Raw genomic sequence first — 19,044 nt, 5'->3', positions numbered from 1 at the left:
TCAACTATTTCAGAAACTTAACTATCTGACAATGTCGTGACCCGGGAGCGGCTAAGCTCGCAACCGATCGAGAGGAGACATGCGTTGGGTGACCAGACCACCGAGGACGCCGATCCGGCTCGCGACCGGTCGGAGCTGGAAACCGAGATCGCCCGCGATCTGCGCGCGCTGACCGCGATCTCCGAACAGATCGGTCACGTCTTCGCGCGGTCGAACGATCTGCGCCCCAACGACTTCCGTGCCCTGATGCATGTGGCAACAGCACAGGCCGAAGGCACACCGGTGACCGCGGGTCGGCTGAGCACGCTGATGGGAATTTCCGCGCCCGCGGTCACCTATCTCGTCGAGCGGATGATCGAATCCGGCCATCTCGAGCGAGTGCCCGACGCCACGGACCGCCGACGAGTGCACCTCGGCTACACCGACCACGGCATGTCCGTGGCAGCCGGATTCTTCGGACCACTCAGCACCCGCACCCGGGCTGCGATGGCCGATCTGCCCGCTGCCGATCTCGAGGCAGCCCACCGGGTGTTCGTCGCGATCACCGGCGCGCTGCGCGATTTCTACAGCGAGCTACCGGCGCAGATGGACCGCTGAGCCCGTCGCAGGTCCCGACGTCTGGCCCGGCTCGCCGTGCGAAGCAGCGCCTCCCATATACATCCGCACCCGCGGATCCGCGGAGGCGGACAGTTCCGCCATCGTCCCGGCGGCCAGAATCCGCCCTTTGCTGATGACAACCAGGCGGTCGGCGTAACCGGTGGCGGCGAGCAGGGCGATGTCGTGGGTGATGACGAGCAGTGCCGCACCGGTGTCGGCGTACTCGCGCAGCGACTTCCACACCGCGTAGGCGGTGCCCTGGTCCAGGGAGGCGGTCGGGCCGTCCGCTACCAGGACATCGGGAGCGGTCAGCAGGGCGGCCGCGACGGCGGCGCGTTGGATCTGGCCCGCGGAGTTGTGCCGCGCGAGCAGTTCCAAAGCGTCGATCGGGTAATGAGCGGCAGCGCAGGCTTGTTCGACGGTCCAGGCTCGGTGTCGAAGCTCTGATCGGCGGAGTTGCTCGCCGACGGTCTGGTCGGGCACGAAGGCATCGATACCGTTTTGAGGGACATAGCCGACGCGACCGTCGATCAGGACTTCACCACTCGCCCGTGCCGATTCGGGCAGGCGACCGGTCAGTGCGTAGGCGATCACCGTCTTGCCGTCGCCGGGGCCGCCGAGCAGCGCGGTGAGCTGTCCGGCGGGAACACTCAGATCCACGCTCGTGAGGACTGTGTCGCGCCACCGGCCGGTGTCGATGTCGACGGTGAGGGAACGCAGTTCGGCTGTCACGACTCCAGTGTGGCCGGGTTCGCCGGCGACGACACCTAGACTACTGCGAACCATTCGGTGGGAGGTGGCTATGCCGTCGGGTCCAAGGGTTAGTCGATGAGGGACGGTACGACGCTGCAGTCCTGGTGGAAGGACCCGGTCGACTACCGCTGGCTGGTGCGTACCCTCGCCGTTCGCTCGGCGCTGCTGCCGCTGAAGGTGCTGATGGGCACCGCCGGCGCGGGGATCGCGGTCATGGGTCTGGTGATCGCGGGCACGCCCGCGGGGCCGCCCGTCGCGGCGTCCGTTGTCGGAGTTCTTGCGGGCGCGCTGTGGGCCGCGCGCTGGTGGCTGCTGCCCTGGCCCGGCAGGACAGAGTCGCTGGCCCTGATCGCCTGCGCCGATCTGTTGTTCACGATCGAGTTCCTCCAGGTGCACAACCGACTGTTCGGTGCCATGGGTGCCGTCCTGCTGCTGGCGACCGGCAGCTATCTGAGTTTCTTCCACAGCGCACGGGCCGTGGCCGCGCATTCGGCCTGGTCGGTGCTGTCGGTGGTGGTGTTGTCCGTGCGGATCGCGACGGGCGGGGACGGTGTCACCCTCGCGGTCGCGGTGGGTCTGCTGCTGGCGACGGTGATCACCGCGGTGCCCGCGTTCCAGCTGCTCTACTGGCTGCTGCGCATCGAGTCGCTCTCGGATCCCCTCACCGGACTGCTCAACCGGCGAGGGCTCGAGAACCGGCTCCCCCGACTCGTCGAGGATCATCGTGCCGTCTGCGTCATCTCCTTCGACCTGGACCGGTTCAAGAGCGTCAACGACACCTGGGGTCACCGCATCGGCGACATCGTGCTGATGCGAACCGCCCGGCGTCTGCGCGAGGCCGCCCCGGATTCGGCGGTGGTGGCGCGGACCGGCGGCGAGGAGTTCGTCGTGGCCGCCCCGATCGCGGCGGCAGGCGCCCGCGACGTCGCCGAACACCTCCGCCGGGTGGTCGCCGCGCCCTCGGAAGCCGCGGTGGGCGTGACAGCCAGCATCGGCGTCGCGGTCTTCGACGCGACGGTCTGCCCGCAGTGCCCACGCCCCACCCCCGACCGCTTGCTGCAATCCGCCGACGCGGCGATGTACCAGGCGAAACAGTCCGGTGGAAACCTGGTCGTCCTCGACGACCTCACCCGGCCACCCGGGCACTCCCACACGCCGGGCGGGGAATGAACCGGGAGTTGCAGCTGCCGACGGCGCGAACCACGGTGATCAGCCGGAAATCGTTGGAATGCGGCCGATCTCGCGGCCGATCCGGGTGAGAAGTCGGCCGGTCAGGTCCGGGTCGTCGGCGGTGTTCGAGTCGGTGTAGTCGCCCAGAGAGTAGACGGCCGTGAAACCGGCTCGGTGCCAATGGTCGCGGGGCAGGGTGTTGCGTCCGGCGACCGCCACGACGGGGGTGGGGTGGGCGCGGGCGGCCAGAACCGCGGGGAGTTTTCCGTGGGCGGTCTGTTCGTCGATGCTGCCCTCGCCGGTGATCACCAGGTCGACATCGGGCAGGTGGCGGTCGAATTCGAGCAGTCCGAGAAAGAACTCGGCGCCGGAGACGATGGTGCCGCCGAGCAGCAGGGCGGCGAAGCCGATCCCACCCGCGCTGCCCGAACCGGGTGCGGCCGCGACAGTCGCCGCGTCCGGATAACCGCTGCGGACGAAGGCGCGGACCAGGTTGCGCAGCCCGTCGTCGAGAAACCGGACGTCGGACTCGGTGGCGCCCTTCTGCGGGCCGTACACGGCGGCCGCACCGTCCGGCCCGAGCAAGGGGTTGGTGACATCACTCGCGACCACGATGTCCACCTCGCTCAACCGGACCGCCCGCGACGAGTCGACCGTGTGGACGCGGGCCAGACTCCGCCCACACGCGCGCAATCGCTGTCCGCTCGCGTCGGCGAAGGTGACGCCGAGCGCGGCGAGCATCCCCATCCCACCGTCGGTGCAGGCGCTGCCGCCGAGCGCGAGCACCAGGCGGCGCGGCCGGTGCCGCAGTGCCTGCGAGATCGCTTGTCCCACACCGAGACTGCTCGCGTCCAGCGGCAGCTTCCGGCCGTTCGGCAGGGTGGCGAGACCGCAGGTGTTCGCGACCTCGACCACCGCGGTGCCGTCGCCGACGGCGATCCGCGCGTACCTCGGGGTTCCCGACGCCCCGGCCACCGTCACCGGATGCGGCGTGAAACCGGCCGCGACCGCCGCGTCGACGCTCCCGTCGCCGCCGTCGGCCATCGGCATCCGCAGGCTGTCGATCCCCGCCTCCGCCAAGCCGTCGGCGAGGCGGTCGGCCACTTCGGCCGCGGTGAGGCTTCCTTTGAATTTGTCCGGGGCGAGGAGAACCCTCACGCGGTCGACGTCCTCTCTACGGTCCGGATCTCAGTCCGCTTGCGCCACCGCGCCGAGCAGTTCCCGGACCCGGTTGGCGACGGTGATGAATTCCGGCGTCTCCATCGTCGTGGCGTACTCGCGGTGCGCGGGCAGGTCGACGTCGAGCAATTCGATGATCTTGCCCGGCCGTGGACTCATCACCACGACCCGATTGGCGAGATAGACGGCCTCGGCCACCGAATGCGTGACCAGCAGGACGGTGGTGCCCGTCTCCCGCCAGATGCGGTGCAGTTCGACGTTCATCCGTTCCCGGGTGAGCGCGTCGAGCGCGCCGAACGGCTCGTCCATCAGCAGCACTTCCGGTCGGTGCAACAGGGCTCGGCACAGCGAAACCCGTTGCTGCATACCACCGGAGAGTTCGTGCGGCAGGGCGTTCTCGAAGCCGCCGAGCCCGGTCATCTCGATGAGCCGATCACATTCGGCGGCCGCCGCGCGCTTGTCCATGCCGCGCATCTCCGCCTGCAGCAGGATGTTCTTGCGTACGGTTCGCCATTCCAGCAGCGCGGCACGCTGGAATACGTAGCCGATATTGCGCTGCGGCCCCCGCACGGAGGCGCCGCCGAGCTCGACGCTGCCCCCGCTCGGGTCGGTGAGACCCGCGACGACCTTCAGCAGCGTCGACTTGCCGCAACCGGACGGGCCGACGATCGACACGAACTCGCCGCGACCGACGTGGAGGTCGACATCGTGCAGTGCGGTGACCTCGCCGCGGTTGGACGAGAACCTTACGGTCAGCCCGTCTACGGCGACCGCGGTGCCGGTGCGGGTGTCGGTGGGTGTGCTCATTTCGTCACCTGTTCCGTCACGGCCTGCTGGTCGGGGTGAATTTGGAGTCCCAGTACTTGGCCGGGTCCTCGGCCTTCTCGAGGAGCTTGGCGTTGCTGAGCACCTCGACGGTGGCGCGCCAGTTCGCCTCGGCATTGGTTCCGGGCGCCTTGCCGACGGTTTCCGGGGTGGTGAGCAGCGGAATGGTCTGCTGCCACTGCTGCAGCAGCACCGGCTGCGGCGGCAGTTGCGGGTCCTTGCCTTCCATCGCGGCGACCGCGGCCTCGGGCTTCGCCGCCGCGGCGGCGAAGGCCTCGCTGGTCGCGTCGACCATGGCCTGCACCAGTTTGGGCGAGGAGTCGATCGTGGCCTGGTTCGCGATCAGGCCGTTGCTGAAGAAGTTGAGTCCCTGCTCCGAATACCGCAGGTAGCGAACCTCTTTGCCGCTCTTGTTCGCGATGGTCGGCCCTTGGTCGTGCGCGAAGCCGATCAGCCCGTCGACGCGGCCAGAGAGCATCGCCGACATCTTGCCCGCGGAGTCGAGGCTCTGCTGGGTGACCTGATCGGCGGGTACACCCGCCTTGTCGAGATAGACCGGGAAGGTGGTGGTCGGTGCGTCGCCCGCGGAGACGGCGATGGTCTTGCCCACCAGGTCGGCCGGCGTCCGAATATTCGAATCGGCGAACACCTGCACCGCCGACGGCGTGGTCTGCAGGAAGACGCCCACGCTCTTGACCTTGACGCCCTTGTCGATATTGCTGAGGACGGCGGGCGTATCGGCCCAGCCGAAGTCGGTCTGCTTGGAACCGGTGGCCTGCGTGGTCTTCGTCGACCCCTGGCCGGCCGAGATCTTCAGATCGAAGCCGTGCTTGGCGAAAATGCCTTCCTGCACTCCGTAATAGAACGGGGCGTGCTCGCCGTAGGGGTACCAGTTGAGCATCAGCGACACCGGCGTGGTCTTTCCGTCGGTGCCGGGTTCCTTGGCCTCGGTGCCGCCGCCTCCGCAGCCGGTCAAGACCAGCACCGATGCCACCGCGGCGGCCCCGATGGACGTGAGTGTGCGTGTTCGGAATTTCATGCGAGTTCTCCAGCTGTGGCGCGAATACGGTGGTTCGGCATGCTCAAGCCGCCCCGACGACCGAGGCCGTGGATCGACGGGAGGCGTGCCAGGGAATGAGGAACTGTTCGGCGATCTCGATGATCGCGAACAGGATGATGCCGAGCAGCGACATGATGATCAGGGCCGCGAACAGCATTGCGGTGTCGATGTTTCCGTTGGCCTGCAGAATCACATAACCCAGACCTTCGTTGGCGCCGACGAATTCACCGACGACGGCACCGGTGACCGCGAGGGTGGCGGCGATCTTGAGCCCGGACATCAACTGCGGAAGCGACGCCGGGAAACGCACTTTCACAAACGTCTTCCAATTGCTCGCGCCCATGGTGGAGGTGAGTTCGAGGATCTCCGGATCGACCGAGCGCAAGCCCGCCATACCGGAGATGACGATCGGGAAGAACGCCATCAGCACGGCGACGAGAATCTTGGGGCTGGTACCGAAGCCCAGCCAGACGATGAACAGCGGGGCGATGGCGATTTTCGGGATGACCTGTGCGAAAAGGATGAGCGGGTACATCGTTCGCTCGACGCCACGCGAATAGATCATCACCAGGGCGACGGCTTCGCCGATCAGCGCGGCGATGATGAAGCCGACCACCGTTTCGTAGGTGGTGACCCAGGTGTTCTCGAGCAGGTACGCCGAGTTGTTGACGGTGGTGCGCCAGGTATCGGCGGGCGACGGCAGGATGTAGGGCTCGACGAGCTCGAATTTCGTGACGGCCCACCAGGCGACGACGAGCACCGCCACCAGGGCGAGTGGCCGCCAGACGGTCGACCAGAGACCGGCCGGGGATGGAAGCTTTCGGCGCCGGGGGCGAACGGGTTGCGCCGCTTTCGGTGCGGGGGAACCGGCCTCGACGGACGTGACTACCGCCATCTGGAGTCCTAAAGCTAGTAGTGGAGCGGGATTCGAACTACACCCGCCGGGAATGCGCTTTCCGAAGCTGGGTCCGAGGCTAGTGTGACCCGACCCACAGTGTCAAGGGTTTCGAATCGGACCAGGTCAGGGGCGGTGCAAAACGCTACTGTCGCGCAGGATCACCCGGCCGGGCACGAATTCGTGTGCGCGCGAGGACGTTGCGGTGTCGTCGAGCGCGAGCGCGACGGCCCGTTCGCCGATGTCCACCAGCGACAGCGCCACCGTCGAGAGCCCTGGTACGTGATCGCGCAGCGTGGGAATGTCATCGAACCCGGCGACGCAGACATCGTCGGGCACCGCCAAGCCGAGCTCGCGCCAGGCCGCGATCGCCCCGATCGCCATCACGTCGCTCACGGCGAAGACGCAGGGCGGGACCGCTTGCCCGTGGCGCAGATCCAAGGCCGCGGCGAGGCGGCGCGCCGCGCTGAAACCACCGTCACGGGAGAAGTCCCCCGCGATCTCCACCAGCGGTGTCACACCCTGCGACGCGAGTGCCTCGACGAAGCCGTTGCGTCGGTCGACGGCGGTTCTGATGTGACCGGGCCCGCCGATCACCGCGAAGTCACGATGCCCCTGACCGAGCAGCGCGTGCGCCAATTCCGCTGATGCGACGTAGTTTTCGGGCTCGACGGCGGCGCCGAAGGACAGCGGTTGCCCAATGACGACCACCTTGCCGTTGTTGTCCAGATACCGCGCGCACTCCTTCTCGAGATCGCGGTCGAGATCGCCGCTCTGGCGCGAACCCGCGAGGATGATCGCGTCGGCGCGGTGCGAGATGAACGTGCTCACCGATTCGCGCTCGATGTCGAAATCGCGTTGCGTACTGGCCAGCAGGACGAGCTTGCCCGCCCGGCGCGCCGCCGTCTGCACCCCCTGCACTATCGAGGAGAAGTAGGGGTCGGCGATGTCGTGCACGACGAGTCCGATCAGCCCGGTCGAGGACCGCGCCAGGGCCTGGGCCTGGGCATTCGGCACATAGCCGAGCTCCGCGGCGGCGGCACGGACCCGGTCGGCCACGCCTTCGCCGGGCACCCGTGACGACCCGTTGAGCACGCGCGAGGCGGTCGCCTGGGAGACGCCCGCCCGGATCGCGACGTCTTGCAATCTCACAGCCGCCATGACTTCTCGTTCCCTCGGTTCGGGGTGGGGTTGACCGGACTCGGTGACTTAGCATAGCTTGGAAAGCGCATTCCGAGCTGACTTGTCCATCGCCGTGTGCGGAGTTTCTCCGCACCGTCCGCGACCCATTCTGCGGGTCGTCAGCCACGCAAATCAGAAGAGGCACAGAACAATGCCCGATTCCACTCCCCCGCGCACGCTCCGCATCGCCATGAACGGCGTCACCGGGCGCATGGGTTACCGCCAGCACTTGATGCGCTCGATCCTGCCGATCCGCGACGCGGGCGGCCTCGTGCTCCCGGACGGCAGCCGCGTCCAGGTGGAGCCCGTCCTGGTGGGCCGCAATGCCGCCAAACTGGCCGAACTCGCGGCACAGCACGGTATCGCCGAATGGAGCACCGATGCCGCCGCCGTCATCGCCGACCCGTCCGTCGACATCTACTTCGACGCACAGGTCACGTCCCGACGCGCGGAGGCGCTCGCGGCGGCGATGAAGGCGGGCAAGCACGTGTTCACCGAGAAGCCGACCGCCGAAACACTCACCGAGGCGGTAGAACTCGCCAGGGTCGCCGCGAACGCGGGCGTCACCGCGGGTGTCGTGCACGACAAGCTCTATCTGCCCGGCCTGGTCAAATTGCGCAGGCTGGTCGACGAGGGCTTCTTCGGGCGGATCCTGTCGTTGCGTGGCGAATTCGGCTACTGGGTCTTCGAAGGTGACGGCCAGCCCGCCCAGCGGCCCAGCTGGAACTACCGCGCCGAGGACGGCGGCGGCATCGTCGTCGACATGTTCTGCCACTGGAACTACGTGCTCGAGGGATTGCTCGGCAAGGTCGAGGCGGTCACCGCGAAGGCGACGACCCATATCCCCACCCGGTGGGACGAGCAGGGCAAACCGTACGACGCCACCGCCGACGATGCCGCCTACGGCATCTTCGAGATGGCCGACGGCGTTGTCGCGCAGATCAATTCATCGTGGGCGGTGCGCGTGTATCGCGACGAGCTCGTCGAGTTCCAGATCGACGGTACGCACGGTTCGGCGGTGGCCGGATTGCGCAAATGCGTCGCGCAGCATCGCTCGCATACGCCCAAACCCGTGTGGAACCCGGATCTTCCGGTCACCGAACCGTTCCGCGAGCAATGGCTCGAGGTGCCGGCGAACGCCGATCTGGACAACGGCTTCAAGTTGCAGTGGGAGGAGTTCCTCGCCGACGTGGTTAGCGAGCGGCCGCATCGCTACGGGCTGCTCTCCGCCGCGCGCGGGGTTCAGCTCGCCGAACTCGGCCTGCGCAGCTCCGCCGAAGGCCGCCGCATCGAGATTCCGGAGGTCACGCTGTGACCGCGGCCCCGACCGATGTGTCGGTGCTGCTGCCCGCCGGTGACCGGCTCGAACGGTACGTCCTCGGCGCTCCGGGCGCGTGGACGCGGCCGACCGAGCCGATCACTTCGCGAGTGGCTTTCGCTGCGGCGCACGTGATTCCGCGTGCCACGGCCGACAACACGCCGGGCGCGCCCGTGACGATCGACTGGGACGCGACGCTGGCCTACCGGCACGAGCTGTGGTCCTACGGGCTCGGTGTCGCCGATGCCATGGACACCGCGCAGCGCGGGATGGGCCTCGACTGGCGGACCACCACCGAGTTGATCCGGCGTTCCGGCGGCGAGGCCGCCTCCACCGGGGGCAGGCTCGCCTGCGGTGCGGGCACCGATCAGCTCGATCTCGACGGCCTGCCCGCCGGATCGGCCGGGCTCACCAGGATCGTCGACGCATACCGTGAGCAGATCGATGTGGTGACCGAGGCGGGCGCGCAGGTAATCCTGATGGCTTCGCGGGCTCTCGTGCGGGTCGCGGAGTCGGCGGCCGACTATGTGGACGTCTACGAACGGCTGCTGGCGGGCGTGGACCGGCCGGTGATCCTGCACTGGCTCGGCACCATGTTCGACCCCGCGCTGCACGGCTATTGGGGTAGCGACGATATCGCCACCGCCACCGCGACTTTCCGGACGCTCATCGAGAACAACCGGTCGAAGATCGACGGCGTCAAGGTCTCGCTGCTGGATGCCGGACACGAGATCGCGCTGCGGCGCGCGTTGCCGCCAGGGGTCCGGCTCTACACCGGTGACGATTTCAACTATCCCGAGCTCATCGTCGGTGACGCGCAAGGACATTCGGATGCGCTGCTCGGCATCTTCGCGGCGATCTATCCCGCCGCGTCGACCGCGCTGCAGGAGCTCGACAACGGCAACATGGCGCGGGCATCCGAAATTCTCGGCAGCACACAGGAACTCGGACGGCATATCTTCGCGGCGCCGACGTACTACTACAAGACCGGGATCGCGTTCCTGTCGTGGCTCAACGGTCGTCAGCCCGGCTTCTCCATGGTCGGCGGGTTGTCCACGGGCCGTTCCGTCCCGCACCTGGCCGAGCTGTTCCGGCTCGCCGACCGGGCCGGTCTGTTGGCGGACCCCGAACTGGCCGCGCACCGCATGCGGTTGTACCTCGAACTGAACGGATTCGGATCATGACATCGGTTGTCGCGCAGCAGGTCCCGTACGACTCGGCCGCTCCGTACCGGTCGCTGTCGCTGAACACCGCGACGACCAAGCGCTGGACCCTGGCCGAGGCGGTAGACGGTGCGGCAAGGGCCGGACTCGGCGCGATCGGACTGTGGCGTGACCGGGTCGACGAGGTCGGGGCGACCACCGCGGCCAAGATCGTGGCCGACGCGGGTCTGCGCGTCTCCAGCCTGTGCCGCGGCGGCTTCCTGACCGGGAAGGAAGACGGACCGGCCGCGCTCGCCGACAACCGCCGTGCCATCGACGACGCGGCGACACTCGGCACGCGGGAACTGGTGATGGTGATGGGCGGGATCCCCGATCGGGATCTCGCCGGTGCCCGGGCACGGGTCGAGGAGCGGCTCGCGCTCCTGGTCCCCTACGCCGCCGACCGCGGCGTTCGCCTGGCGCTGGAACCACTGCACCCCATGTTCTGTGCCGATCGAGCCGTGATTTCCACACTGGCGCAGGCACTCTCGATGGCAGCGCCGCATCCGGCCGACACCGTGGGCGTCGTGGTCGACACCTTCCATCTCTGGTGGGACCCGATCCTGGCGCATCAGATCGCGCAGGCCGGTGCGGCCGGGCGGATCAGTTCGTATCAGGTGTGCGACTGGCTGAACCCGATGACCGCCGATCCGCTGCTGTCCCGGGGCATGATGGGCGACGGCGTCATCGACTTCGCGACCATCGGCCGCTGGGTCCGCGACGCCGGATACCGCGGCGACGTGGAAGTCGAGATCTTCAACGCCACGGTGTGGTCCAGCGACGGCCACGAGGTGATCGAGACGATGAAGCGGCGGTACCGGGAGCTGGTACTGCCGTCCCTCATCGGCTGAGGTCACCCGGCCGCGGTGCTGTCCAGAGCTGACGGCTGCCCCATCGGACTATGCGCCAGAACTTCTTTCGAGCTCGTCGGCCATGGGCTGCTGGCCCGTGACTGTCATGTCCAGACAGGTGACGGATGAGGTCGGCACGCTCGGCAGCGGAGATTTCCGGGTGTGCGAGGGCGCAGGCCACGGCGTCGTGTGCGTAGTAGGGACGTCTCCTGTCGTAGGCACTTCGTGCCGCGTCGAGGACCTGGGCGGGCGGGTAGTGCCCTGTCGATGTCAGGCATAGGCGGGCGAGTTTCGTGATGGGGCTGGGGAACTGGCCGTGGGAGACGGTGTCGCCTGGCTTGCCTTCGGCGAGTGTGACCAGACCGGCGAGCATCCGTGGGCTGTCCGGGGTAGGGATATCGACGGGGGGAGGAAAATCACGGGCCAAGTAGGTCAAGACGGCCCATGCACCGTCCGTCGAGTCGAATGCCGCATGCACCGCCTCGAGAAGGTCCGGTCGCATCAGCCGGGCCGCGCACAGCAATTGCGCGTCGGGGACGTCGCGCAGGACATGGCTCAGTCGCCGCGTGTCCGTAGCCGAGATTTTGCCCAGTGCCGCGAGAGAGTCGGTGGACCCGGCGAATTCGACATCGCGAGGCCGGATGCCGGAGAACACGGTGCGTAGGACGGAGTCCGACAGCAACTCCATCGGTACCGGCCCGAAGAATGCCACGAGCCGGATAACAGCTTCTTCCACTGAGATTCGGACTGCCGACGCCATCGGGAGAAGGGCGATCACATCACCGAGCGCGGCCGTGAGCCGAATTCGCGAAAACTCCGGCAGGACTTCGTGGATCGTATATGTGTAGGCATACCGGGAGTGGACATGGCGGCTGATGCCGAGCAGGTCGCCCACCAGTTGCTCGTGGTCGATGTGGCCACCGATCACGAGCTGCCGCCACGCCTGGTACGAGGCATACCGCCGATGTTCGATGAAGTCCGGTGGGCGAGGATCCCTGCGGAAGAGCTCGGCTTCACAATCCGCCCGGCCGGTCATGACCATGGAGGATAAGCCAACTCCTCAGCTACCGCGCGCGACCGAGGCTTGCCAGTACCGCCTGCGCCGAGCGTTCGCCCGAGGTGGCTGCGTCGGCCAGGGACGGGACATCGAGTTGGTAGTCGCCGGCCAGATGGATGGTGCCGAGCGGGTCGCGCAGGGTGGGGAGGGTCTTGCGTCTGCCGGGTGCCCAGAACGGCACGACCCGGCGGTGCCTGCGCAGAATGCCCTCCCCCAGCTTGTCTTCCAGCTCGGGCAGCACGGTGAGCAGGTCGTTCCGGAAGCGGGACACGATCTCCTCGTCGGGCAGGTCGAGCAACGCGTCGGCCTTGCTGCCACCGGCGAAACACGCCAGGGCACCGCCCGGTTTGCGGTCGTCACCGGTACGTAGCGCGGCGGCGTGATTGAACACCGCCTGGAACGACAGCTGCGGCGCCGAGATGCCGAAGTACTTGTCCCACCGTTGCGGACCGACCTCGTCGGTGAAGAAGCCGACCACGACATAGCGTCCGTAGGTGATGTCGTTGAACGCGTTGCGGTACTGCTGGGGCAGGTCCGGGATGATCCGCTCGGTGATGTCGGCCGGGGTGGTCACGATCGCCCGCCGGGCGCGCAGTCGCGCCGGACGATCGCCGTCGAGATAGTCGACGACCACGCCGTCACCATCGCGGCGCACCGTGTGTACCACCGCATTGCGCCGGATGCGGGCACCGAGGTCCTCGGTGAGCACATCGGTCAGTGTCTGGTTGCCGCCCGAGGGCAGCGAGAAGTTCGGCACCTTCTCCGGGTCGGTGAGTGCGATGCCCACCGAATACACGAACTGCGCGGCGGCCGTCTCCTCCGGATCGCATCCCATCCACTGCGCCGACCACGACCGGACGATCGTGGCGGCCAGTTCCGAGCGGACGCCGTTCAGCAGATACGACGCCAGCTTGGACTCGAGCCTCGCGCGGACACGCTGAGCGAAGCGGCTCTGCGACTCGAGGAACGGCGCGGCCGAGAGGATGCGCGCGCCGACGATGGCCAGCCCGATCCGGTCCATCATGGTCATGCGGGTGCGGAACATGAGTGCCAGCGGATTCGAGGTGTCGACCGTCGAACCGTTCAGATGCAGCGCGATGCTCTTGCCCGCGAGCGAGCCCATCTCGATGTTGTGCCGTTCCAGCGCATCGATCAGTGTGCCGGTGCCCTCGGTGAACTGGGTGCCGAGGTTGATCCAGTAGTCGCCCTGACGGACAGTTTCGACGCGCCCGCCCGTGCGATCGGTGGACTCGAGCACGACCACCTCGGCCGCGGGCGCCAAGGTGGTCGCCGCCGTCAAACCCGCCATTCCGGCGCCGATGATGACAACCTCAGTGGTTTCTTCTCGAATATTCTGCGTTGCCATATCGGCTCCTGACTGTGGATCGTTCGAAGAAATGACTCTGGTTACGCCGTCACGGTGGCGTCGCCGGTCACCGCAGGAGCGGCGACACGCTTGTTGTAGGCGTCGAATGCCCGGTAAGCGCGGTAGTACACGAACATCTGCAGACCCCACGACGACAGCGCCAAGATGTAGAAGATCGTGTGCTCGGCGTCGTCACCGGGAATCTTGACGAAGTCATAGGTCGCCGCGATCAGGAAACCGCAGGCGGTCGCGACGGCCGCCCACACGGCGTGTCGCCGCTCCCCGATCTGCCACAGCCGCTTGACGAAGTAGGCGAGGAAGATCGTGGTGAGCACGTTGACCACGATGAAGAAGATCGCGGCAGGCAGACCGATGGTGTCCTGGTAGCCGAGCAGCAGCAGGCCGGCCACACCCGCGAGCGCGAACGCGCCGATGTCCACCGCCGCCGACGGCTTGTACCGGTGGGTCACCTGCATGAGCCCGAGGACCAGGATCAGCGTGATACCGACCGATCGGGAGAAGGCGTCCAAATAGGCCGCGCCGGTATACATCGGGCTGTCGTGGCCCGCTTTGAGCAGACCGTAGATCAGGAAATTCGTCCCCGAGGTCGCGACGATAATCCACTCGATACCGAGCAGATAGTTCTTGTAGTTCCGGATGAATTTGATGCCGTAGGTGAAACCCACGGCGACCATCCAGATGTCCGCGACCGCGAAAAGCAGTTCCTTGATGGACATGATCTTCTCCTTGAAAGTGCCACCCGCCGACCAGCGGCAATGGGGTCTTTTCGTCAGCGCTGCCGAGCGATCGAGGATCGGTCGCCGTTTCGCTCCGGCACGTATGGGTCCGGCATCCGACTGTCGAGCGGGATCTGCGCGCAGCCCCGACGCTGGGGTCGGAATGTGATGCCAGTCATAACGCTACAGGGAGTGGGTCATATGATCAAGGCGTTTGACTCACTATTTTCCGCCGCCGAGCTGATCGGGCAGCGTCGAGGTGATGATCCGACGCGCCTCGGCCAGGATGGTGTCGACCACGTCTCGGCAGCTGCCGATGTCGTGGATCAACCCCTGGGCCTGGCTCGCCCACCACAGTCCACCGTCGACATCGCCGTCGCCGTACACGCGCTCGCGGGCGCGAGCACCGCTGGCCAGGTGGGCGATGTCGTCGAAGGTCGCGCCGGGCTCGCGGGAGACCGTGGCGATCTCCTCAGACACCGCGTTGCGGGCCACCCGGGCGGAATTGTGGAACTCACGGAACACGATGACCGTGTCGCGTTCGCTGTTGTCGACGATCTGCCGCTTGACGTTGTCGTGGATGGGCGCCTCGGTGGTCGCCATGAACCGCGTGCCCATGTTCACCGCGCACGCGCCGAGGGCGAGGGCCGCGACAAGCCCTGCCCCGGTGGCGATTCCGCCGCTCGCGATGATCGGAACGGTCAGCGCTCGCGCGGCGGCGGGGATCAACATCAGACCGGGGACATCGTCCTCACCGGGGTGTCCCGCGCATTCGAAGCCGTCGATGCTCACCGCGTCGACACCGAGCTGCTGGGCTTTGAGCGCGTGGCGAACGGTGACCGCCTTGTGGATCACCTTCACCCCCGCCGCCTTGAAGGTGGGCAGGTGTGGCTGCGGGTTACCGCCGGCGGTTTCGACGATGGTGATGCCGCTCTCGACGATCGCGTCGCGATATTCGTCGTAGGGCACCGGCCTGATGGTCGGCAGGATCGTCAGGTTCACCCCGAAGGGCTTGTCGGTGAGGTCACGACAGCGGTTGATCTCCTTGACCAGCGCCTCCGGTGTGGGCTGAGTGAGAGCGGTGAGGAATCCGAGGGCACCGGCGTTGGCCACCGCGCCGATCAGGTCCGCCGTGCCGACGGCGGTCATGCCGCCACAGACGAGGGGGTGCTCGATACCGAACGTTTCCGTGAAGGTGTTGGTGAACATGTACATCCTGACCGAATCGTAGTCATCTGTCTAAGTCATGTGACTATGATCGTGGGTCAAGAACCACTCTTTGTCAATGAGGAGCTAGGGTCTCGCGGCCAGCGGCTGGCACACCGCCGCGATCACCATGCGCCTGCTGGTCACCACTGGACTGCCGTTGGCCACCGGCATCATCGGCGCCTCCATCGAACTGGCCTGGCCTTCACCCGGCCGTGAAAGTCGACCGCGCACAACGCGCCTGCCGCCGACGAAGAGTGCCTTCGCCGACGGCGGCGCGAGCGCGGTTCACTTCCAGAGCGAGGCCCAGCGGTCGACGGTGCGGTCGGCGAGCCAACCGAGGTACAGCGCGGGGTTGTTGACGAAGCTGGGCCAGAACCGTTTGCCGCCGTGCCAGATCGCTTCGAGGTCCTCGTGCCGCGGTGCACCGGTGACGTGGTCGGCCAGCAGGTGTCCCACGTATTGCGCCTGGGCGAAGCCGTGGCCGTTGCAGGCCGCCGAGTACAGCACGTTCTCGGACGCCGCACCCGCGACCGGAAGCCACGTGGAGCTCATGCCGATCCAGCCGCCCCAGGCCGTCTCCGCCTTGATGTCGCGCAGGCCGGGGAAGCGGTCGTGGAAGCCACGGACGAGATCGTCGACGACCTGCGGCGCGGGAGTACGGGTCGGCAGCGGGTTGCGACCTGCCTGGATGCGGCGGGTGCCGAACGCGATGGTGCCGCGCGGGGTGACGCGATAACTCTCGAGGATCATGTGCAGGGTGACCAGCGGCGCCCTGCTGGTCCAGCCGATCTCGTCGAGCCGCGCGGGCGGGATCGGTTCGGTTTCGACCAGCGAGGTCCACACCGGGGTCGCGAGGTGTTTCGGTGCGATGGACAGGCTGTTGCTCGCGGCGTTGGTGGTGAGTAGCGCCTTGCGTGCCCTCACCTTTCCGTGCGGGGTTTCGACGGTGACCCGGTCACCGGTATCGACGACGTCGACCGCCGGAGTGGACTCGTAGACCCGCACACCGGCGGCGATCGTCGCGGCGCGCAGGCCGAGGGCGAACTTGCCCGGGTTGACCGTGCCGCCCACGCCTTCACGGATACCACCGAGGAAGCCCTCCGGCAGCCCCGCCTCGGGACCCTCGACGAATTCGCCCGACGATCCGGCCGCGGCCAGAACCTTCGCGTTGCGGCGGGCGTGCCGCAACTGTCCCTTCGACACCGCGGCCATCACGATGCCTTCCTGCTTGTAATCACAGTCGATCGCGTGGTGCTCGATCGCGTCCTCGGCGAAATGCACCGCGTGCTCGGCGTAGCGGTACAGCTCGCGCAACCGCTCGCGCTTCAGCAGGAACCCCAGCAGCTCGGGATCGGCGGCGACCGAGTTCGTGATGTAGCCCGCGTTGCGGGAGGTGGCGCCCCAGCCGAGGGTTTTCGCCTCGAGCAGCACCACGTCCACGCCCTTGTCGGCGAGGCGCAGGGCCGCCGACATACCGCCGCCACCGCCACCGATCACCACGACGTCGCAGTCGATGTCATCGGTGAGCGATGGTTCTACCGTGGTGGGTTGTTCGGCCCAACCGGTGTCGTCGATCAATTCCATGGCGCCTACTCCGTTCCGTCCGCGGGGATGACCGCGGTACCGCGAGCGCGTACCGCGACCAGGGGTGGGTCGAGGACCTGCGCCCGGCCGGTGTCGTCGGAGCCGCGACAGATCACCCGGAGCTCGAAATCGACCGTGCGGCTGCGGTTTCCCTTCTTCACCAGGGTTGCTTCGGCCTCGACGACATCGCCACCACGGACCGGGGCGAGGAATTCCACCGACGAGTAACCGGCGAACAAGCCCTCGTGTCCGTCCATTTCGATCGCGAGATTGGTGCCGACATCGCCGAAGAGCTTCAAGGCGTACGCACCGTCGACGAGGTTACCGGCGTAGTGGGCGTCGGAGAAGGCGACATACCGCCGGTGGACTGCGCTGCTCATGCGATCTCCTCGTGAATCGGGCCGACTGTGCGCGACGTCGCTTCGCCGTCGATCGCGACGCCGGGATAGCCCCGCTTGGCGATCTCGGTGCACATGCGGCGGTACTTGCCGACCCCGCCCAGGTAGCCCATGAAGGTGTTGGGCTTGCCCTCGACGTTCGAGCCCCGATACCAGGAGTCGGTGGTGGCGTACAGCGTCTGGGACACGGTCCACTCGGTGATGTCGACCCACTCCTGCTGGGCCTCGGGGGTGGCTTCGATCTGCGTCGCGCCGGTGTCGCGGGCGTGTTCGATCAGGTCGGCGATCCAGTCGACCGCCTGCTCGATGGTCACCACCACATTGCTGGCGAGCGCGGGACTCAGCGGGCCGCCGACCATGAAGAAGTTGGGGAAGTCGGCCGCCATGATTCCGAGGTAGGAGCGGATACCGTCACTCCACGCTTCCTGCAATTTCTTGCCGGACGCACCGGTCAGATTGAGCCCGTAGAGCGGGCCGGTGAAGGCGTCGAACCCGATCGCGAGCACGATGGCGTCCACCTCGTAGGTGCCGTTCGAGGTGACGATCGCGTTCTCGGTCATCGTCTCGATCGACTCTTCACGCAGTGAAACAAGCGACACGTTGGGCCGGTTGTAAGTCTCGTAGTAGTCCGTGCCGAAGACGCTGCGCTTGGCGCCGAGCGGGTGGTACTTGGGCACCAGCCGTTCCGCGGTGACCGGGTCTTTCACGATCTCGCGGATCTTGTCGTGGATGAACTCCGAGGCGGTCCGGTTCGCTTCCTCGTCGAACAGCAGGTCGGCGAATTCCGCGCCGACGCCGAGGAACCCGCTGCGCTCGTAGGCCGCCTCGTAGCGGCGCTTGCGCTCGGCGTCCGAGACATCGAAGGCCCGGTCGGTGACGGGGCGATCGGGAATGCCACCGGGCGAGTGCCTGCACTCCTCCCGAATCGCCACATAGTTGTCCTTGACGGCGGCGACCTGGTCGGGGGCGAGTTCGGCGTTGCGGGCGGGCATCACGTAGTTCGGGGTGCGCTGGAACACCGTGAGGTGTTCGGCGACCTCGGCGATCAGCGGAATCGCCTGCACGCCGGAGGACCCCGTGCCGATCACGGCGACGCGCTTGCCCGCGAGGTCGTCGAGGGAGATGTTCCACCGGCTCGTCGACACCTTCAGCCCGGTGAAGTTCGACAGGCCGGGCACGTCGAAGTCCTTCGGCGTGGACAGGCCGCCCGCACCCGAGATCAGATAGCGGCTGCGCCGGATCTCACCGTTGTCGAGCCGCACCTCCCAGAGCCGATCGGCGGCGTTCCAGGTTGAGGCGACCACGCGGGTGTTGAAGGTGAAGTGCTTGCGCAGGTCGAAGCGGTCGGCGACATGCTCGATGTAGCTGAGGATCTCGGCCTGCGGGGCGAAGCGCTGGCTCCACGTCCACTCCTGCTGGAGTGCCTCGTCGAAGGAGTACGAGTAGTAGATGCTCTCGACGTCACAGCGTGCGCCCGGATAGGTGTTCCAGAACCAGGTGCCGCCGACGCTGGGTCCGGCTTCGAAACCGGCGAAGGTCCAGCCCGCTGTGGTCAGCCGGTGGGCGAGGTACACGCCGGTGAAGCCGGCGCCGACACCGATGACGTCGACAACCTCGTGGTCGGTGGTTGAGGTGGAGTTCATGGCAGTGGCCGCTTTCGT

The 19,044-nt window shown here is 67.1% G+C and carries 18 protein-coding genes; 5 read left to right on the top strand and 13 right to left on the bottom strand.

The genetic code is table 11. The annotated features are described in order from the left end of the window. The first annotated feature begins 84 nt into the window (after positions 1-84). Complete coding sequence (locus ACWEVR_RS20335; RefSeq protein ID WP_067639613.1) at positions 85-597, top strand: MarR family winged helix-turn-helix transcriptional regulator; 513 nt, start codon at positions 85-87, stop codon at positions 595-597. Here the strand turns inward: ACWEVR_RS20335 and ACWEVR_RS20330 are convergent. Continuing rightward, on the bottom strand, positions 574-1,329 hold the full coding sequence (locus tag ACWEVR_RS20330; RefSeq protein ID WP_452468217.1) for an ATP-binding cassette domain-containing protein: 756 nt from the start codon (positions 1,327-1,329) through the stop codon (positions 574-576). The two genes, ACWEVR_RS20335 and ACWEVR_RS20330, sit on opposite strands and share 24 nt — an antisense overlap. Positions 1,330-1,425: 96 nt before the next feature. On the opposite strand from ACWEVR_RS20330, the gene ACWEVR_RS20325 reads away from it, so the two are divergent. Then, a complete protein-coding gene (locus ACWEVR_RS20325; protein WP_452468216.1) occupies positions 1,426-2,520 on the top strand; it encodes a diguanylate cyclase domain-containing protein in 1,095 nt (364 codons plus the stop codon). A gap of 39 nt (positions 2,521-2,559) precedes the next feature. Here ACWEVR_RS20325 and ACWEVR_RS20320 read toward each other — a convergent pair whose 3' ends face one another. The 5 genes from ACWEVR_RS20320 to ACWEVR_RS20300 form a co-directional block, all read right to left on the bottom strand. Continuing rightward, positions 2,560-3,678: a glycerate kinase gene (locus ACWEVR_RS20320; RefSeq protein WP_452468215.1), complete on the bottom strand. Its 1,119-nt coding sequence runs from the start codon at positions 3,676-3,678 to the stop codon at positions 2,560-2,562. A 30-nt stretch (positions 3,679-3,708) separates the two neighbouring features. Then, positions 3,709-4,506 (bottom strand): ABC transporter ATP-binding protein, encoded by a 798-nt coding sequence (locus ACWEVR_RS20315; RefSeq protein WP_452468214.1) that lies wholly within the window; start codon positions 4,504-4,506, stop codon positions 3,709-3,711. A gap of 16 nt (positions 4,507-4,522) precedes the next feature. Continuing rightward, complete coding sequence (locus tag ACWEVR_RS20310) at positions 4,523-5,563, bottom strand: ABC transporter substrate-binding protein (RefSeq protein WP_452468213.1); 1,041 nt, start codon at positions 5,561-5,563, stop codon at positions 4,523-4,525. Between the two features lie 43 nt (positions 5,564-5,606). After that, a complete protein-coding gene (locus ACWEVR_RS20305) occupies positions 5,607-6,479 on the bottom strand; it encodes an ABC transporter permease (protein ID WP_452468212.1) in 873 nt (290 codons plus the stop codon). Positions 6,480-6,605: 126 nt separating this feature from the next. Continuing rightward, positions 6,606-7,640 carry a LacI family DNA-binding transcriptional regulator gene (locus ACWEVR_RS20300; RefSeq protein ID WP_452468211.1) on the bottom strand — a complete coding sequence of 345 codons (1,035 nt, stop codon included), beginning with the start codon at positions 7,638-7,640 and terminating at the stop codon, positions 6,606-6,608. 172 nt (positions 7,641-7,812) lie between these two features. Here ACWEVR_RS20300 and ACWEVR_RS20295 point away from each other — a divergent pair, with 172 nt between their 5' ends. From ACWEVR_RS20295 to ACWEVR_RS20285, 3 genes are read left to right on the top strand one after another with little or no spacing between them, the layout of a single operon-like run. Continuing rightward, complete coding sequence (locus ACWEVR_RS20295) at positions 7,813-8,976, top strand: Gfo/Idh/MocA family protein (RefSeq protein ID WP_452468210.1); 1,164 nt, start codon at positions 7,813-7,815, stop codon at positions 8,974-8,976. After that, positions 8,973-10,163 (top strand): dihydrodipicolinate synthase family protein, encoded by a 1,191-nt coding sequence (locus tag ACWEVR_RS20290; RefSeq protein ID WP_452468209.1) that lies wholly within the window; start codon positions 8,973-8,975, stop codon positions 10,161-10,163. The genes ACWEVR_RS20295 and ACWEVR_RS20290 overlap by 4 nt, the downstream gene beginning before the upstream one ends. Then, positions 10,160-11,032 carry a sugar phosphate isomerase/epimerase family protein gene (locus tag ACWEVR_RS20285; RefSeq protein WP_452468208.1) on the top strand — a complete coding sequence of 291 codons (873 nt, stop codon included), beginning with the start codon at positions 10,160-10,162 and terminating at the stop codon, positions 11,030-11,032. The genes ACWEVR_RS20290 and ACWEVR_RS20285 overlap by 4 nt, the downstream gene beginning before the upstream one ends. On the opposite strand, the gene ACWEVR_RS20280 is transcribed toward ACWEVR_RS20285, so the two are convergent. From ACWEVR_RS20280 to ACWEVR_RS20250, 7 genes are all read right to left on the bottom strand, one after another. Continuing rightward, entirely contained in the window at positions 11,022-12,068 is a 1,047-nt protein-coding gene (locus tag ACWEVR_RS20280; RefSeq protein ID WP_452468207.1) for a hypothetical protein, read from the bottom strand. The two genes, ACWEVR_RS20285 and ACWEVR_RS20280, sit on opposite strands and share 11 nt — an antisense overlap. A 28-nt stretch (positions 12,069-12,096) precedes the next feature. Further along, on the bottom strand, positions 12,097-13,455 hold the full coding sequence (locus tag ACWEVR_RS20275) for a flavin monoamine oxidase family protein (RefSeq protein WP_452468206.1): 1,359 nt from the start codon (positions 13,453-13,455) through the stop codon (positions 12,097-12,099). 41 nt (positions 13,456-13,496) lie between these two features. After that, positions 13,497-14,192, bottom strand: coding sequence for a transporter (locus tag ACWEVR_RS20270; protein WP_452468205.1), 696 nt, complete (start codon positions 14,190-14,192; stop codon positions 13,497-13,499). Between the two features lie 222 nt (positions 14,193-14,414). Further along, entirely contained in the window at positions 14,415-15,401 is a 987-nt protein-coding gene (locus ACWEVR_RS20265) for an NAD(P)H-dependent flavin oxidoreductase (RefSeq protein WP_452468204.1), read from the bottom strand. Positions 15,402-15,686: 285 nt separating this feature from the next. Beyond that, the gene (locus tag ACWEVR_RS20260) at positions 15,687-16,985 is read right to left on the bottom strand and encodes an NAD(P)/FAD-dependent oxidoreductase (protein ID WP_452468203.1); all 1,299 of its coding nucleotides are present in this window, start codon (positions 16,983-16,985) and stop codon (positions 15,687-15,689) included. A gap of 5 nt (positions 16,986-16,990) precedes the next feature. Continuing rightward, positions 16,991-17,365, bottom strand: coding sequence for a 3-aminobutyryl-CoA ammonia lyase (kal, locus tag ACWEVR_RS20255; protein WP_067494302.1), 375 nt, complete (start codon positions 17,363-17,365; stop codon positions 16,991-16,993). Continuing rightward, positions 17,362-19,026, bottom strand: a complete 1,665-nt coding sequence (locus ACWEVR_RS20250; protein ID WP_452468202.1) for a flavin-containing monooxygenase — start codon at positions 19,024-19,026, stop codon at positions 17,362-17,364. Before ACWEVR_RS20250 ends, kal begins: the two co-directional genes overlap by 4 nt. Positions 19,027-19,044: the final 18 nt, after the last annotated feature.

The organism is Nocardia sp. NPDC003979, from assembly GCF_053605015.1.
Note: the sequence above shows the minus strand (reverse complement) of the source record. Positions and strands in the feature narration are given on the sequence as shown.

Excerpts from the sequence above, each read along its gene's own strand:
- kal (WP_067494302.1), bottom strand. The coding sequence starts at position 17,365 with ATGAGCAGCGCAGTCCACCGGCGGTATGTCGCCTTCTCCGACGCCCAC.
- ACWEVR_RS20280 (WP_452468207.1), bottom strand. The coding sequence starts at position 12,068 with ATGACCGGCCGGGCGGATTGTGAAGCCGAGCTCTTCCGCAGGGATCCT.
- ACWEVR_RS20310 (WP_452468213.1), bottom strand. The coding sequence starts at position 5,563 with ATGAAATTCCGAACACGCACACTCACGTCCATCGGGGCCGCCGCGGTG.
- ACWEVR_RS20325 (WP_452468216.1), top strand. The coding sequence starts at position 1,426 with ATGAGGGACGGTACGACGCTGCAGTCCTGGTGGAAGGACCCGGTCGAC.
- ACWEVR_RS20285 (WP_452468208.1), top strand. The coding sequence starts at position 10,160 with ATGACATCGGTTGTCGCGCAGCAGGTCCCGTACGACTCGGCCGCTCCG.
- ACWEVR_RS20300 (WP_452468211.1), bottom strand. The coding sequence starts at position 7,640 with ATGGCGGCTGTGAGATTGCAAGACGTCGCGATCCGGGCGGGCGTCTCC.
- ACWEVR_RS20295 (WP_452468210.1), top strand. The coding sequence starts at position 7,813 with ATGCCCGATTCCACTCCCCCGCGCACGCTCCGCATCGCCATGAACGGC.
- ACWEVR_RS20265 (WP_452468204.1), bottom strand. The coding sequence starts at position 15,401 with ATGTTCACCAACACCTTCACGGAAACGTTCGGTATCGAGCACCCCCTC.
- ACWEVR_RS20275 (WP_452468206.1), bottom strand. The coding sequence starts at position 13,455 with ATGGCAACGCAGAATATTCGAGAAGAAACCACTGAGGTTGTCATCATC.
- ACWEVR_RS20315 (WP_452468214.1), bottom strand. The coding sequence starts at position 4,506 with ATGAGCACACCCACCGACACCCGCACCGGCACCGCGGTCGCCGTAGAC.
- ACWEVR_RS20260 (WP_452468203.1), bottom strand. The coding sequence starts at position 16,985 with ATGGAATTGATCGACGACACCGGTTGGGCCGAACAACCCACCACGGTA.
- ACWEVR_RS20305 (WP_452468212.1), bottom strand. The coding sequence starts at position 6,479 with ATGGCGGTAGTCACGTCCGTCGAGGCCGGTTCCCCCGCACCGAAAGCG.
- ACWEVR_RS20250 (WP_452468202.1), bottom strand. The coding sequence starts at position 19,026 with ATGAACTCCACCTCAACCACCGACCACGAGGTTGTCGACGTCATCGGT.
- ACWEVR_RS20270 (WP_452468205.1), bottom strand. The coding sequence starts at position 14,192 with ATGTCCATCAAGGAACTGCTTTTCGCGGTCGCGGACATCTGGATGGTC.